The organism is Corynebacterium sp. 13CS0277 (assembly GCF_002994655.1).
Taxonomy (GTDB): Bacteria; Actinomycetota; Actinomycetes; order Mycobacteriales; family Mycobacteriaceae; genus Corynebacterium.
In genome coordinates this window covers 24,862-39,440 of the sequence record NZ_PPDL01000010.1, presented here as the reverse complement: position 1 = coordinate 39,440, position 14,579 = coordinate 24,862, and the positions used below count along the sequence as shown (strand labels likewise).

The 14,579-nt window shown below is 67.9% G+C and carries 14 protein-coding genes and 1 tRNA gene; 8 read left to right on the top strand and 7 right to left on the bottom strand.

What is annotated here, in order from left to right; genetic code table 11:
• Window positions 1-2 precede the first annotated feature (2 nt).
• Together C1Y63_RS05760 and C1Y63_RS05755 are read right to left on the bottom strand one after the other, a co-directional pair.
• Window positions 3-350: a hypothetical protein gene (locus C1Y63_RS05760; RefSeq protein WP_106015518.1), complete on the bottom strand. Its 348-nt coding sequence runs from the start codon at window positions 348-350 to the stop codon at window positions 3-5.
• A gap of 71 nt (window positions 351-421) precedes the next feature.
• Window positions 422-1,834, bottom strand: coding sequence for a threonine/serine exporter ThrE family protein (locus C1Y63_RS05755; protein ID WP_158256096.1), 1,413 nt, complete (start codon window positions 1,832-1,834; stop codon window positions 422-424).
• Between the two features lie 114 nt (window positions 1,835-1,948).
• On the opposite strand from C1Y63_RS05755, the gene C1Y63_RS05750 reads away from it, so the two are divergent.
• The 3 genes from C1Y63_RS05750 (at window position 1,949) to C1Y63_RS05740 (ending at window position 5,369) form a co-directional block, all read left to right on the top strand.
• Window positions 1,949-2,021: transfer RNA gene (locus C1Y63_RS05750), tRNA-Thr, on the top strand.
• 247 nt (window positions 2,022-2,268) lie between these two features.
• Window positions 2,269-4,002: a pyruvate dehydrogenase gene (locus C1Y63_RS05745; RefSeq protein WP_106015516.1), complete on the top strand. Its 1,734-nt coding sequence runs from the start codon at window positions 2,269-2,271 to the stop codon at window positions 4,000-4,002.
• Window positions 4,003-4,037: 35 nt separating this feature from the next.
• Window positions 4,038-5,369, top strand: coding sequence for an LssY C-terminal domain-containing protein (locus C1Y63_RS05740; RefSeq protein WP_106015515.1), 1,332 nt, complete (start codon window positions 4,038-4,040; stop codon window positions 5,367-5,369).
• Window positions 5,370-5,419: 50 nt separating this feature from the next.
• Here the strand turns inward: C1Y63_RS05740 and C1Y63_RS05735 are convergent, their stop codons facing one another.
• On the bottom strand, window positions 5,420-5,779 hold the full coding sequence (locus C1Y63_RS05735) for a hypothetical protein (protein WP_106015514.1): 360 nt from the start codon (window positions 5,777-5,779) through the stop codon (window positions 5,420-5,422).
• Between the two features lie 487 nt (window positions 5,780-6,266).
• On the opposite strand from C1Y63_RS05735, the gene C1Y63_RS05730 reads away from it, so the two are divergent.
• From C1Y63_RS05730 to C1Y63_RS05720, 3 genes are read left to right on the top strand one after another with little or no spacing between them, the layout of a single operon-like run.
• Entirely contained in the window at window positions 6,267-6,965 is a 699-nt protein-coding gene (locus C1Y63_RS05730) for a response regulator transcription factor (protein WP_233195595.1), read from the top strand.
• Entirely contained in the window at window positions 6,962-8,320 is a 1,359-nt protein-coding gene (locus tag C1Y63_RS05725) for a cell wall metabolism sensor histidine kinase WalK (RefSeq protein ID WP_233195594.1), read from the top strand. Before C1Y63_RS05730 ends, C1Y63_RS05725 begins: the two co-directional genes overlap by 4 nt.
• Entirely contained in the window at window positions 8,313-9,461 is a 1,149-nt protein-coding gene (locus tag C1Y63_RS05720) for a heparan-alpha-glucosaminide N-acetyltransferase domain-containing protein (protein WP_158256095.1), read from the top strand. The genes C1Y63_RS05725 and C1Y63_RS05720 overlap by 8 nt, the downstream gene beginning before the upstream one ends.
• Here the strand turns inward: C1Y63_RS05720 and C1Y63_RS05715 are convergent.
• The 4 genes from C1Y63_RS05715 to C1Y63_RS05700 are packed head-to-tail and all read right to left on the bottom strand — an operon-like array spanning window position 9,458 to window position 11,724.
• Window positions 9,458-9,742, bottom strand: coding sequence for a 2Fe-2S iron-sulfur cluster binding domain-containing protein (locus tag C1Y63_RS05715; protein ID WP_106015564.1), 285 nt, complete (start codon window positions 9,740-9,742; stop codon window positions 9,458-9,460). The two genes, C1Y63_RS05720 and C1Y63_RS05715, sit on opposite strands and share 4 nt — an antisense overlap.
• 50 nt (window positions 9,743-9,792) lie before the next feature.
• On the bottom strand, window positions 9,793-10,512 hold the full coding sequence (locus tag C1Y63_RS05710) for an alpha/beta fold hydrolase (protein WP_106015511.1): 720 nt from the start codon (window positions 10,510-10,512) through the stop codon (window positions 9,793-9,795).
• Between the two features lie 37 nt (window positions 10,513-10,549).
• Complete coding sequence (locus C1Y63_RS05705) at window positions 10,550-11,311, bottom strand: triacylglycerol lipase (RefSeq protein WP_106015510.1); 762 nt, start codon at window positions 11,309-11,311, stop codon at window positions 10,550-10,552.
• 2 nt (window positions 11,312-11,313) lie between these two features.
• A complete protein-coding gene (locus tag C1Y63_RS05700; RefSeq protein ID WP_106015509.1) occupies window positions 11,314-11,724 on the bottom strand; it encodes an HIT family protein in 411 nt (136 codons plus the stop codon).
• Between the two features lie 121 nt (window positions 11,725-11,845).
• Between C1Y63_RS05700 and purD the strand changes: the two genes are divergently transcribed.
• A complete protein-coding gene (gene purD, locus C1Y63_RS05695; RefSeq protein ID WP_106015508.1) occupies window positions 11,846-13,114 on the top strand; it encodes a phosphoribosylamine--glycine ligase in 1,269 nt (422 codons plus the stop codon).
• A complete protein-coding gene (locus C1Y63_RS05690) occupies window positions 13,107-14,579 on the top strand; it encodes a TrkH family potassium uptake protein (RefSeq protein ID WP_106015507.1) in 1,473 nt (490 codons plus the stop codon). The genes purD and C1Y63_RS05690 overlap by 8 nt, the downstream gene beginning before the upstream one ends.

Sequence of the window (14,579 nt, the reverse complement as noted above, 5' to 3'; positions counted from 1 at the left end):
GCCTAGTCGGCGGCCTTCTTGGCCGCTTTCTTTGTGGTCTTCTTCGCCGCCTTCTTGGTGGCCTTCTTCGTCGTCTTCTTCGCGGCCTTCTTGGTCGCCTTCTTTGTGGTCTTCTTCGCGGCCTTCTTGGTGGCCTTCTTCGGGGCCTGGGCTTCGGCGTGCTCGGCGGCGATCGGCCCGTAGCGCAGGTCTTTCAGCTCCACCCCGAGCATGCAGGCGAGGGTGGCGAAGTCGAAGAAGTCATCCGAGTAGGTGGCCACAATCCGGCGCGCGGCGGCAGCGGTTTCCTCCGCGACGGCGTGGAGGGATTCGGCGGAATTGTTGCGGGTATCGGTGACCTTCGGCGGCACGGGTGCTCCTAGAAAATCCTCAAACTGCCGCAGGGTGTGCGGCATAGGGGTGGACGGGGGAGAAGTTTACCCTACGCGGAAAACGCCGACTTCTTCCGGCGGCGGAAGCGCCGGTAGGGGTTGAACGTCGGCGGGCGGCGCAGCTTGCGGGCCACCCATTCGCCGAGCACCACGCCCGCCGCCAGGGCGGAGGCAGTGCCCAAGGCCACGACGAGGAGCTTGTAGCTCACCAGCAGCTGGTCGTGCATCATCGCGTACATGCCGCGGTAGATCGACAACCCCGGCAGCAGGGGCGTAATGCCCGCCACGGCGGTGATCAGTGGGGGGATTTGGAAGCGGCGGGCCAGCAAACCGCCGGCGAGCCCGATGACGGTGGCGGCGATGCCGACACCGACGACGGGCCCCACTCCGAGCGGCACGAGCGCGAAGTAGTAGATGAAGGAGCCGGCGGCGGCCGTCATGCCGGACACCCACACGGAGCCCCACTCGGAGTAGCAGGCGATCGCGAAGCCGGCGGAGGCGAGCGCCCCGGAGATGACTTTCACGCCCGCGGAGGAAAACCCGATGGAGGTGGCCGACTCGTAGACGGGCAGCGTGATGCCGAGCGCAGCGGAGGTTTCGATGCCGAGGACGACGCCGGCGACGATGCCGCCGGTCATCATGATCGTTTCGAAAAACCGCGCGGAGGCGGTGACCGGGGCGCCGGTGATGCCGTCCTGGATGGCTTGGACCAGGGTGAGGCCCGCGAGCATGACGACGATGCCGGAGGCGATGATCTGCCCCGGCGCGAGTTCCACCCCGGACTGTTGTGCCCAGCGGTACATGATGGCCGCTGGCACGGTGGCGATGAAGCCGCCGAAGATGTTTTGGAAAAAGGGCGGCAACCCGCGGGCGTCCAGCCAGGCGGAGCCGCCCATGATGACGATCGCGGAGAGGAAGGAGATGACGCTGACGAGGGCGCCGCCGCCGAGGAGGACGGCGACCGCACCGGCGAGCAGCGCCCAGCCGAACAGGGAGGTGCGGAACCCGAAGGGCGGCGGGGCGGCCATGAGGTCGTCGAGGGTGCGTTCCGCGACGTCGGGCGGGGTCGCGCCCGCCTGGATGGAGCGGATGAGGCGGTCGACCTCACTGAGCTTGGAGAAGTCGATGCTCAGCCGGCGGACGACTCGGAACACGCTCACGGGGCGTTTCTCGACGCCGATGTGCGCGAAGATCGTGATGGTGTTCAGCGTGATGTCGACGTGGGTGTAGAGCAGGCCGTAGGCGCTCGCGACCGCTTTGATGTGGGCCTTGGCGTCGTTGTTGCCCGTCCCGGAGGACAGCAGAATGTCGCCGATGCGGGCCGCCAAATCCATGACGCCGCTGACCTGGACGGGGTCGGTCAGGTCGACCGGGGCGAGGGGGCTGGGCGGCGGGGCCGCCTTCACCACGTCAATCGTGGCGGCGTTTCCGCCGGTCACATAGTTCTTCAAGCGCTGGAACACGGGGACTCTCACACGGTGGGCTGATGCTGATGAAGCGGAAGTGTCATGGTACATGGGTCGCCCCGGCCGCGGGGAGTGCGCTACGATGTTCCTCGCCCACGCGCCGTGGGCGGTGCTGGAGTGGCGCAATTGGTAGCGCAACGGTCTTGTAAACCGTAGGTTGTGGGTTCGAGTCCCATCTTCAGCTCACTTTTCCATAAGCCCCGGACCATGCTTTGCGGCTGGTCCGGGGCTTGTTTCATGTCCTCATTACTTACCTAAGGTGTGGGGCGGGGCGTGGGTGTACGCGGTCTCGTGACAAGCGCTTTCGTGGCACAGGCGACACTGCCTGGCAGGTGTGAAGCTCCGCGCACGCCACCCCACACCCCACCCACGCAGGCGTAGAAAGGAGGGAGCGTCTCACCCGGCGCGGCACACACACTTTAGGAGCAGACATGAAGTTCGCTGAACAAATCGTGAAAACCCTCGAAGCCCAGGGCGTCAAACGCATCTACGGCCTGGTGGGCGATTCCCTCAACCCGATCGTGGACGCCGTCCGCCAGTCCAGTATCGAGTGGGTCCACGTCCGTAACGAAGAGGCCGCCGCCTTTGCCGCCGGCGCGGAATCCCTCGCCACCGGCCAGCTGGCCGTGTGCGCCGCCTCCTGCGGCCCGGGCAACACCCACCTCATCCAGGGCCTGTACGACTCGCACCGCAACGGGGCGAAGGTGCTGGCGATCGCCTCCCACATTCCCAGCGTGCAGATCGGCTCCCACTTCTTCCAGGAAACCCACCCCACCCACATCTTCCAGGAGTGCTCCGGCTACTGCGAGCTGGCGAACTCCCCGGAGCAGGGCGCCCGCATCCTGCACAACGCACTCCAGTCCACCCTGGCCGGCAAGGGCGTGTCCGTGCTCGTGCTGCCGGGCGACCTGACGATGCAGGACGCGGAGGAGGGCACGAACCTCGACTCCACCCTGTCGACCCGCCGCCCCGTGGTGTTCCCCCACCCGGAGGAAGCGGCCGCGCTCGCGCAGGCTATCAACGAGGCGAAGACCGTCACCCTCTTCGTCGGCGCCGGCGCCGCGCATGCCCGCGAGGAAGTCCTCGCCCTGGCGGAGAAGATCAAGTCCCCGATCGGCCACGCCCTCGGCGGCAAGATGTACATCCAGCACGACAACCCCTTCGACGTCGGCATGTCCGGCCTGCTGGGCTACGGCGCCTGCCACGACGCCTGCTTCGACGCCGACCTGCTCGTCATGCTGGGCACCGACTTCCCCTACAACTCCTTCCTGCCGACGAAGAACGTCGCCCAGGTCGACATCGACGGCTCCCACATTGGCCGCCGCACGACCGTGCACTACCCCGTCGTCGGCGACGTGGCCGCCACGATCAGCAACATCCTGCCCTCCATTGAGGAAAAGACCGACCGCAGCTTCCTCGACAAGATGCTCAAGGAGCACGAGAAGAAGCTGCGCCACGTCGTCGACGCCTACACCAAGAACGTGGAGAAGCACACCCCCATCCACCCCGAGTACGTCGCCGACGTCCTCGACCGGCTTGCCGACGATGATGCGATCTTCACCGTCGACACCGGCATGTGCAACGTGTGGGCGGCCCGCTACATCAACAACCCCACCGGCGAGCGCGAACTCATGGGCTCCTTCCGCCACGGCACCATGGCCAACGCCCTGCCCATGGCGCTCGGCGCGCAGGCGCAGGACCGCAACCGCCAGGTGGTGGCCATGTGCGGCGACGGCGGCTTGGGCATGCTCATGGGTGAGCTGCTCACGGTGCAGCTGCACGAACTGCCCATCAAGATGGTGGTGTTCAACAACTCCTCCCTCGGCATGGTGAAGCTGGAGATGCTCGTCGAAGGCCTGCCCGAGTTCCAGACCGACCACCAGCACGTCGACTACGCGGCCATCGCCGCCGGCGCCGGCATCGCCCACATCCGCATCACGGACCCGGCGAAGGTGGAAGAGGACTTGAAGGCGGCGCTGGCGCACCCGGGCCCGGTGCTCATCGACGTCGTCACCGACCCGAATGCGCTGTCCATCCCGCCGAACATCACGATGGAGCAGCTGCTCGGCTTCACCAAGGCCGCGACGCGCACCGTCCTCGACGGCGGTGTGGGCCGCATGTACGACCTCGCGAAGTCGAACCTGCGCAACATCCCCCGCCCTTAAAGGTCCGCGCCCGCGCGGGTTTAGGCTGAATCCTTATGGCGTACCCCATTCCCGCGCACTACCCCGAGTACCACTCCCGCCCCAGCCGCCCCCAGGTGTCGCTGGGGCGGGTGTACTCGCTGCTGGACAGTCTGTTTGTGCTCGCCGGCCTGGTGCTGGCGTTCTGGTTCGCGCTCCTGCTGCTGCTCTCGGGGCTGGTGTGGCAGTGGCATGCCATTGTCGCCCTCGTGGCGTTTTGGGCGGTGCTCACCTATGTGGCGCTGCCGCGACTCCACCAGCTGCTCACCACCTGGTACATCCCCGACTACTTCCTCGCCCGGTCGAAAACCTCCGACGGGCTGCTCGGCGACCCGGTCAACCTCGCGCTCACAGGCAGCGCAGAGGACGTGGTGGCCGCGATGCGGCGGGCCGGGTGGACCATGGCCGACGAGATCACCCTGCGCTCCTCGCTGGGGATCGTGAAATCCTCCCTGCTGCGCACCTCCTACCCGGAGGCCCCCGTCAGTAGCCTGTTTCTCTTCGGCCGCAAGCAGGACTTCGCCTTCCAGCAGGAAGTCGACGGCAGCGCCGCGCAGCGCCACCACGTGCGCTTCTGGCGGGTGCCGGGTGGGTGGCGGCTGCCCGGCGGCCACCGGGTGGACTGGCTGGCGGCCGGCACTTTCGACACCTCCGTCGGCTTGAGCACCTGGACCCTGCAGGTCACCCACAAAATCGATGAGGACATCGACGCCGAACGCGACTACATCATCGATACCGTCCGCTACACCGACCACGCCGCCACCGTCGAGGTGATCGAAGACTTCACCACCGCCTTCCACGACCGCAACGGCGGCGGGGACGCGGTGCGCTCCGACGGGAACATGCCGGTCCTTGATGTCACGGGCGCGGCCGCGCGCGCCGCCGACGCGGGGCTCGTCCCCGCCGCCCACTCGGAGCTCATCCACAGCCGCGCGGAAGTCCTCGACCGGGAGCTTCCCCCGAAGCAACTGCAGCTCGCGGGCATGGTGATCGCCCTGAAAACGGTGGCCTCCCTGCTGCTTGTCGGCATCCCCTGGCTGGGCCAGGAGGTCGACCACGAGGTGGTCTTCGCCGGCGCCGCGATGCTCGGCATCAGTGCCGTGGAGCTCGTGCTGTATCTCGCGACCCTGGGCCGCCGGAAGTGGGCGCGCCTGGCGCTGCTCATCGTCTCCACCGTCGTCGGCGTGGCGGAACTCTCCTTCCTCACCGCCGCCGACACCTTCTCGGCCGCCGACCTCGTGGAGGCAGGCCTCGATCTCCTGCTCGTGTTGAGCCTGTCGGCGACCGGGGTGCGTCAGTGGGTGTTTGCCGTCCGCCGCCGCTCCGGCATCGTCGGCGCCGCGGGGTAGACAAACACGACACCCGGCGGGCACCAGGTGAGGTGCGCGCCGGGTGTGGGCTACTTGCTGAAGGTCAGCGGCTTGCAGGGCACGGTGCGGCCCTCGTACTGGCCGGCCGTGAACCACGGCAGCAGTGTCGGCAGCGAGCTGCCGGACTGCTTCGGCTGCCCGAACAAGACCTCCCCGGAGGTCTGTTCCTTCGTGGTGGGCTCGCACAGGCCGGCACCGACGCCGAAGAAGTCGGCGACGCTGTTGACCGCCTGGTCGGCGACGTTCAGGTTGTCCCAGTCGCCGGCCTCGGCGGCGACATCCTGATGCAGGGGCCCGGTGAGCAGGGCAATGAGTGCCGCCAGCGGGGTGGCCAGCGCGGCCAGCGCGATGCCGACGAGAGCAAACAGGGGAGTGGCGATGACGTCCATGAAAAAAAGACCTTCTGTCGTGTGCGAGTGAGGGTGCGGGGCGTGCGCGACAGGCACGCACCCGCGAGTGGGAGTAGTCCCATCGACCTATCGCGGGGGCTGCACACCTGTTACATCCCCCAGGGGGAGGAGAAAAAATTTTTCTTCGATTTTCCAGACACGGACTCCCGCGGTCTTCTAGCATGAGTGGTGCGCGCCGATGAACCTCCCATCCGCGTCGGTGCGCACGCGGTGACCGCCCCAGAGCACCCACCCCCCTGAAGATGGGGCGGGCACCCATTGAATGGAATGCTCGCCTGCTGCCCCCGAGTTTGTGCGTGGCGGCGGGCGGGCATTCCTGCTTATTTCTGCGGCTGTTGCCAGCAACGTGCCAGGAGATGGTGGTTTACTGAGGTGGCACACGCACCACTGCCGCATGGGCAGTGGTCTCAAAAAACCTGTGTGTGATTGTTTCTCCCCGCCTGTCCCCGGAAAGGTTGCTACGCCCGTGAGTGAGGCCACCACCAAGGTGCTCGTCGTCGATGATGAGCCGAACATTGTGGAACTGCTGAGTGTCAGCCTGAAGTTTCAGGGCTTTGAGGTCGCGACAGCGTCCTCCGGCCAGGAAGCGTTGAAAGTTGCCCGCGAATTCTCCCCGGATGCGTTCATCCTCGACGTGATGATGCCGGGCATGGATGGTTTCGACCTGTTGCCGAAGCTGCGCACCGAGGGCCACGAGGGCCCCGTGCTGTTCCTCACCGCGAAGGATGCGGTGGAAAACCGCATCCACGGGTTGACGATCGGCGCGGACGACTATGTGACCAAGCCGTTCTCCCTCGAGGAGGTCATTACCCGCCTGCGGGTGATCCTGCGGCGTGGTGCCCAGGTGGAGGAGGAGCCGTCGAATCAGTTGAGCTACGCGGACCTCACCTTGAACGACGACACCCACGAGGTGACGAAGGCGGGCGAGATCGTGGAGCTGTCGCCGACGGAGTTCAACCTGCTGCGCTACCTCATGCTCAACGCGGAGGTGGTGCTGAGCAAGGCGAAGATCCTCGATAACGTGTGGCACTACGACTTCGGTGGCGACGGCAACGTCGTCGAGTCCTACATTTCTTATCTGCGGCGCAAGGTGGATACCGGGGAACCGCAGCTCATCCACACCGTGCGTGGTGTGGGCTATGTGCTGCGCACCCCGCGCTCATGATGCGCACGCTGCCGCTGCGCACACTGCTGCTGGTCATTGTGGTGGTGTTCAGCGGCGTCGGGATGGGGGCCGCGTCGGTCGCGGTCGATGGCATCATGCGGGAGTTCGTGTACTCCCGGGTGGATGACGAGTTGTTGGATGCGGCCAATGGGTGGGCGCGGCGGGGCGACTTCTTCTCCCAGAACACTCCCCGCCCGCCGTCGAGTTTCTTCGTCGCGAAGATCATGCCGGATGGCACCACGCTCATTTTGAACGATTCGACGTCGGCGCCGAAGATTGAGAACTTGACGGTGGATGGCACCCCGGTGACGGTGCCGGCGGCCGATGGTTCGGCCTCCCAGGATCCCTGGCGGGTGCTGGCGGTCAGCGATGAGGATTCCACCACCATCGTGGGCCGCGATACGAGCAACGAGCGCCACATGTTGGCGTGGTTGGCGCTCACCCAGTGGCTCATCGGCGCGATGGTGCTGGTGTTCCTCGCGGTGGTGGCGTTCATGGTCATTCGCCGCAGTTTGCGGCCGCTGCGCACGGTGGAGGAGGTCGCGAAGCGGATTTCCGCGGGCGATCTGGACCGGCGTGTGCCGGCGTGGCCGGCGAACACGGAGGTCGGCCAGTTGGCGGAGGCGCTCAACATCATGTTGGCGCGGCTGCAGCAGTCGATCGTGGAGTCCGGGGAGAAGGAGCAGCAGATGCGCCGCTTCGTCGGTGACGCCTCCCACGAGCTGCGCACCCCGCTGACCTCTGTGCGCGGGTTCGCGGAACTCTACCGTTCCGGTGCGGCACCGGACGCGGACTATGTGCTGGGCCGGATTGAGGACGAGGCGGACCGGATGAGTGTGCTCGTCGAGGATCTACTGGCGCTGACCCGCGCGGAGGGCAATAAGCTGGCCGCGGACCCCGTCGACTTGCTCGATGTGGCGGTCAGCGTGGCCACGAGCCTGCGGGTCGCACACCCCGACCGGGAGATCATCGTCAACAGCGAATGCGATTCGGTGCCGGTGGTCTTGGGCGACGCGGGCCGGTTGCGGCAGGTCATTACGAACCTGACGAACAATGCCCTCGTGCACGCCGGCAGTGACGCCCAGGTGACGCTGACGCTGTGCCCGGGGGAGTTCACCACCACCATCACCGTCGCCGACAACGGTGTCGGCATGAGCGCGGAGGATGCCGCCCACGTCTTTGAGCGTTTCTACCGGGCGGATGCGTCCCGCAACCGCAACAGTGGCGGCAGTGGCCTGGGCTTGGCGATTGTGAAGTCCCTCGTGGAGGCCCATGGAGGCACCGTCGACGTGGAGTCCACCCTCGGGGAGGGCACCACGTTCACGGTGACGTTGCCGAATGCGGCCCATGAGTAGTCCCACCGGCCGCATCATCGGCCTCGACGTGGCCCGCGCGGTGGCGATCATCGGGATGATCGTGGCGCACATCTACCCCGCCGAGTGGCACAGCAGCGGCGACGCTGGGGTCCGCAGCTGGGTGGCGGAGCTGTCCTCCGGGTACCCCTCCACCCTGTTTGCGGTCCTCGTGGGCTGTTCCACGGTGCTCATGCTGCCGACAGCGGGGCGGCTGCAGCTGCTGGTGCGCGGCGCCCTGCTGGGCGTGGCAGGCGTGGCCTTGGATACGGTGCAGTCGCACATTGCGGTGGTGCTCGTGCCGCTGGGGGTGTCGATGGTGGTCCTCAGCCTCGTGCTGGCGTGGCGCCCCCGCTACCAGGTGCTCTTGGGTGTTGTGCTGCTGCTGGGCAACCAGCTGGTGACGGCGGTCGTGTTCGCCGGGGCCATGTTTGGTGCGGTCAACGCCTACCCGGTGCCGGTGTGGGTGGTCTATGGGCTCGTCGGCTCCTGGTACATCCGCACCCGCACGAGCCGCTGGTGGTGGGTGGCGGTCCCAGCTGCGGCGGTGTGCCTGGCGGCCCGGCCGTGGCTACAGCAGTGGGGCGTGGCCTGGCCGCACAGCGGCACCCCGGATGATGTGCTCCTCACCGCCACCGTGGCGGTCGGCGTCATCGTGTGCTGTGAGCAGTTGGGCCGGGCGGCCGTGCGCTGGCGCGCGGCAGGAGTGTCACTGCTGCCCGTGCAGCGCATGGGGCAGATGGCGCTCACGGTGTACGTCGTCCACGTCCTGGTCACTGGCATCGGGCTGGGTATCTTGGACGACCGCGCAGCGGTCTCCCCGCCCGAGCCTGCCGTGGTGGAGTCCACAGTGGACGAAGAGACGATCCTCCGCGAACTGCAGGATGCGGCGGCGCGCGCCACGAGCGTGCAGGAGGTCCTTGACGCGGCCTACCGCGCCGACGACGAACTCCTCGGCAGGCCCGTACCCGGGTGGGACAGCGTGCCGGAGCCGGAGGAATTCCCCGCCTGGATGCTGCCCGGGCAGATCCTCGTCTTCCTCACCTTCGCCACCGTGTGGCTGGCGCATCACCGCCGCGGTCCCCTGGAGGAGCTGCTGGCCCGCGCCCAGCGCCGCGGCGCGGAGATCCTCCTCGCCGCCTAGAAGGGGTAGGAAATCTCCGCCGGCGTGGTGTCCCCCGGCACCCGCACCGTCTGGCAGGCGAGCCGGTCGCCGGCGCGCACATCAAAGTCGTCGAGCACCTGGTTGATGCGCATCGTGGACTCGGGTCCCTCCACGGTGCAGCGGCACGCACCGCACTGGCCCAGGGTGCAGGAGTGCGGGGCGGGAATCCCCGCGTCCAGCATGGCGGCCAGGAGGGTGGTGTCCTCCGGCCAGTCGAAGGGGTAGTCCACGCCGTCGATGTCGGCTGTCGCTTCACTCATGCCCGTCATGCAAGCATCCCGCCCACGCCCAGAGCAATTCGGCCGGTGCCTTAGGGCATGAGGAATTTCTTCACCGCGCCGGGTTCTTCCTGCCCGCCACTGAAATGGAAGCGGGCCAACACCGAGTCGAACTCGGGCCGCCCCAGCGCGACAAGGGGTTCCTCCACGAGGCTGCCGAGCAGCGAGTGGGGCACGTCCGAGACCTCCACCACGTCGCCGAACTCGGCGACCTCCCGGTCCACGATCTGGTCGTTATCACTGATGATGGACACCACCCGCAGGCCCTCTGGCACGGCGCGCGGCTGGTGCTCGTGGGCGTAGAGCTGATCGTGGGCGGGGCCGAAGAGGTGCCGCACCGCGAAGCGGGTGAGCACAGTGCCTTCAATGGGGTGGCCTTTGAACGGGGCCCCAAGGCCCACCACGGTGCCGATGCGGCCAAAAAACTCCTCCTGGCTGGCGGCCTGCAGCCCCATGAAACCGCCCATGGAGTGCCCCACCAGGTCGACTTTGTCGCAGGTGGCCAGGATCGCCCGGAGCTGGCGGGTGATTTCCACCAGGCCGCGCCGCAGGTCGCCCACCCCGCGGGAGGCGTACTCCACCCCAATGGCCGGCACCCCGGCCTCCTGGACGGCGCGCGCCGGGTCGGCGAGGTTTCCGGCGGAGCCGAAACTGCCGTGGAGGAACACCACCGGGTACGCCCCGGGGACAAGCGGCAGCGGGCTGGGCATGACCCCGCGGCGGGGGATGACGTGCATGAGGTTGAGTGTCACACGCCCAGCATTCCCTTAACCACCGGGTGCGGGCAACCTAGGTGAGCCGCTGCCACTGCTCAATGTCGCCAATGACGAGGGAGCGGACCCGCCGGTCGAAGGGCATCTGCTCGTGGAGGACGAGCGCCCGCGGATAGTAGTCCTGTACCCACATGTTGTTCGCGCCGTCAAGGAAGCAGGATTCGGCGGGCACGACGGTGGTGTCGGTGCGGGTGGCGATGCAGGTGTAGCTGGTGCCGGGCAGGGTCTCCCCGGCGGCGTTTAAAGAGGTGAGGAACTCGGAGCCTTCGATTTGGTCCTGGCCGGCGGGGCCGAAGAAACGATCAATGAGCTGCCGCATCTGCGCGGCCCTGCGCTCCGAGGTGACTCTTCCGGAGAGCATCCCGCCGAGGGTGGTGCCGTGGTTGGGGGTCGCCAGGCACACCAAGTGCTTGAGGGGAATCCCGTGGTGGGCGTGGGCGGCGCGGGCCACGAGCCCGCCCTGGGAGTGGCCGACCATGATGAGCTGCTCCGCACCCGTGGCGTGGAGCACCTGCTCGCAGTAGGCGGCGACCTCGGCGGCGTTGTCGGCGACCCGGTTGGTGGCCCGGTGCCCATAGGCGGGGGCGAACACGGCCCAGCCCTGCCGCCGCAGCCCGGCACCGAGTTCCAGCCAGTCGCCGTTGCTCACCGTCGTGCCGTGGATGAGCACCACCGGCCAGGGGCGGCGGCGGTCAGGGCGGGCGCGCCAATCGTCCTCGAACCAGCCGCGGGTGGGCAGGAACGTGGACACGGCGGCAGACGGCACGAGGTTCATCATCGCTAGGCGGGGTAGTGGAAGTCGGCGAGCTGTGCCGCCAGCGCCTCGTGGGCGTGAGCCATCTTCTCCTCATCCGGGGTGGCGATGGGGGCCTTCGTGAAGTCCTCGACACCCCAGGCGGGGAAGACGTGGACGTGGGTGTGGGGCACGTCGAAGCCGACGATCATCTCGCCCGCGCGGGGGCAGCCGAACACCTCAATCTGGGCGCGGCCCACCGCCTGCGCGACCGCCATGACCTTCGCCAGGGTCTCCGGGTCCAGGTCCGTCCACCGGTCGACTTCCTTCACGGGCACCACGAGGGTGTGGCCGTAGTTCTGCGGGGCGATGTCGAGGAACGCCGCGACATCCTCGTCGCGGTAGACGAAGCGGCCCGGGATGTCGCCTGCAATGATCTTGCTAAACACTGTGCTCATAGCATCCCACGGTAGCCATGCGGCCGCCGGCTATCAATCACCCGCCAGCCCGGGAGTGTGGGGGCGGCGGCGGGGGTAATCCAGTGAACACGGCGGGTGTGGGGGCGTTAGACTAAGCCCCATGCGAATTCTCGTCATCGGTTCCGGCGCCCGCGAGCACGCGCTGGTCACAGGCCTGGCAGCTGACCCTCAGACCACCGCAGTGGTGGCCGCACCCGGAAACCCCGGCATGGCCGGGGTCGCGGAACTGCGCGACCTGCCGGATGTGACCGACGGCGCCGCCACCGTGGCCCTGGCGCGGGAGGTGTCCGCCGACCTCGTAGTCATCGGCCCCGAAATCCCGCTCGTGGCGGGCGTGGCGGACGAGCTGCGGGCCGCCGGCTTCGCCGTGTTCGGCCCGAGCAAGGCAGCCGCCCAGCTGGAGGGCTCGAAGGCCTTCGCGAAGGACGTCATGGCCGCCGCCGGTGTCGCCACCGCCGTGGCGGAAACCCTCCACCCGGGGGCCGCCGCGGCCGACATTGAGGCCGCCCTCGACCGCTTCGGGCCGACGTGGGTCGTCAAGGACGACGGCCTGGCCGGCGGCAAGGGAGTGGTCGTCACCCCGGATCGCGCGGCCGCGCGGGCCCACGTCGACGCCGTGCTGGCGGCCGGGAACCCGGTGCTGCTGGAAAGCTTCCTCGACGGGCCCGAGGTGTCCCTGTTCTGCCTCGTCGACGGCGAGACCGTCGTGCCGCTGCTGCCCGCCCAGGACCACAAGCGCGTCGGCGAGGGCGACACCGGCCCCAACACCGGCGGCATGGGGGCCTACACCCCGCTGCCGTGGCTGCCGGCAGGTGGCGTGCAGCGCATCGTCGACGAGGTGTGCGTGCCCGTCGCCCGCGAGATGGTGCGCCGCGGCACCCCCTACTCGGGCCTGCTCTACGCCGGCCTGGCGTGGGGCGCGCAGGGACCGGCCGTGGTGGAATTCAACTGCCGTTTCGGCGACCCCGAAACCCAGGCCGTGCTGGCCCTGCTCAATACCCCGCTCGCGCAGCTGCTGTATGCGGTGGCCACCGGCCATCTCGCGGAGCAGCCCCCGCTGAGTTGGCAGGAGGGCTACGCGCTCACCGTGGTGCTTGCCGCCGCCGGCTACCCCGCGTCCCCCACGACCGGTGACGTCATCACCGGCGCGGACCATCCCCAGGTCCTCCACGCCGGCACCGCCATCGCCGACGGCCAGCTGGTCTCCGCCGGCGGCCGCGTCCTCAACGTCATCGGCACCGGCGACACCCTGGCCGCCGCCCGCGACAACGCCTACGCCGTCCTCGCCGGCATCGAGCTGGCCGGCTCCCACTACCGGGGCGACATCGCCCTGCCTGCCGTCGAAGGCCGCATCACCTGCGATGAGTAGCGAGGAGTCCCAGCCGCGCTGGAAACCCTGGCCCACCACCCCCGTGGCCGGCACCCCCACCACGCCGACCACCCGGCCGGCGGTGGGGCGCGCCGGGCGTGCGGGGCGGGGCGCGGCGCCGAAGGCCCTGTCGCCGGCGCAGCTGGTGGCGGGCGCGTTCGCCACCTTCGTCCTCGTCGGCACCGGCCTGCTGCTGTTGCCGATGTCGCGGGCCGGGGATGCCGGCGGCGCGGACTTCGTCACCGCACTGTTCACCGCCACCTCGGCGGTGTGCCTCACCGGGCTTATCGTGGTCGACACCGCCACCTACTGGTCACACTTCGGCCAGGTGGTCATCATGCTGCTCATTCAGGCGGGCGGCTTGGGAATCATGACCCTGGCGACGATTGCTTCCTGGGTGATCGCCGGCCAGATTGGGGTGAAGTCCCGGCTGAACGCCTCCGCGGAGGGCCGCGGCGCGCAGCTGGGGGATGTGAAAACCCTGCTGGTGGCGACGTTGAGTTTCACCGCCGCCGTCGAGTTCATCATCGCCTGTTTCCTCGTGGTGCGTTTCCACGTCGGCTACGGCATGGACTGGGGGCGCTCCCTGTGGTGGGGGGTGTTCCACTCGATCTCCGCGTTTAACAATGCGGGCTTTTCCCTCCACAGCGACAACCTCGTGCCGTTTGTCTCCGATGCGGGCCTGCTGCTGCCGATTGCGGCGGCGCTGATGATCGGTGGCCTGGGGTTCCCGCTGCTGCTGGAGTTGGCGCTGCGGGTGCGGCGCCGCACCCAGGGCATTACCCACCTGCCGCGGGTGAGCCTCACGACGAAGTTCGTGCTCATCGGCACCACGATCCTGGTCACCCTCGGCTGGGTGGGGTTCGGGCTCATGGAGTGGAACGGGGCGCTGGGCCACCTGGGCGTGAAAGACAAGATCCTGTCGGCGTTTTTCCAGTCGGTCTCCACCCGCACCGCCGGCTTCAACTCCGTCGACTTCGGTGAATTCCACCCCTCCTCCCTCATGCTCACCGACTTTATGATGTTCATCGGCGGCGGCTCGGGTGGTACGGCCGGCGGGGTGAAGATCACGACGGTGGCGGTGCTCGTAGCCGTCATGATTGCGGAGATCCGGGGCGATGATTCGATTCTGTTCTCTGAGCGCCGTATCCCGAACCGGACGATGCGGCAGGCGTTGGCGGTGTTCATGCTCGCGAGCCTGATTGTGGCGATGGCGATTGCTGCGGTGCAGCTCATCGCCCCGGAGTTCTCTACGCACCAGATCGTGTTCGAAGTGATTAGCGCCTTTGCGACCGTCGGTCTCTCGACGGGCATTACGGGCGCGCTGCCGACGGGCGCGAAACTGGTGATTACTGTCCTGATGTACGCGGGCCGTATCGGCCCGATCACTTTGGTGGCTGCGATGGCGGCCCGCGAACAGCGGCGCCTGTACAACTACCCCGTGGAAAGGCCTCTCATTGGTTAA

Coding starts and splice junctions, on each gene's coding strand:
- purD (WP_106015508.1), top strand. CDS start 11,846: ATGCGAATTCTCGTCATCGGTTCCGGCGCCCGCGAGCACGCGCTGGTC.
- C1Y63_RS05700 (WP_106015509.1), bottom strand. CDS start 11,724: ATGAGCACAGTGTTTAGCAAGATCATTGCAGGCGACATCCCGGGCCGC.
- C1Y63_RS05740 (WP_106015515.1), top strand. CDS start 4,038: ATGGCGTACCCCATTCCCGCGCACTACCCCGAGTACCACTCCCGCCCC.
- C1Y63_RS05725 (WP_233195594.1), top strand. CDS start 6,962: ATGATGCGCACGCTGCCGCTGCGCACACTGCTGCTGGTCATTGTGGTG.
- C1Y63_RS05735 (WP_106015514.1), bottom strand. CDS start 5,779: ATGGACGTCATCGCCACTCCCCTGTTTGCTCTCGTCGGCATCGCGCTG.
- C1Y63_RS05705 (WP_106015510.1), bottom strand. CDS start 11,311: ATGATGAACCTCGTGCCGTCTGCCGCCGTGTCCACGTTCCTGCCCACC.
- C1Y63_RS05690 (WP_106015507.1), top strand. CDS start 13,107: ATGAGTAGCGAGGAGTCCCAGCCGCGCTGGAAACCCTGGCCCACCACC.
- C1Y63_RS05745 (WP_106015516.1), top strand. CDS start 2,269: ATGAAGTTCGCTGAACAAATCGTGAAAACCCTCGAAGCCCAGGGCGTC.
- C1Y63_RS05720 (WP_158256095.1), top strand. CDS start 8,313: ATGAGTAGTCCCACCGGCCGCATCATCGGCCTCGACGTGGCCCGCGCG.
- C1Y63_RS05715 (WP_106015564.1), bottom strand. CDS start 9,742: ATGAGTGAAGCGACAGCCGACATCGACGGCGTGGACTACCCCTTCGAC.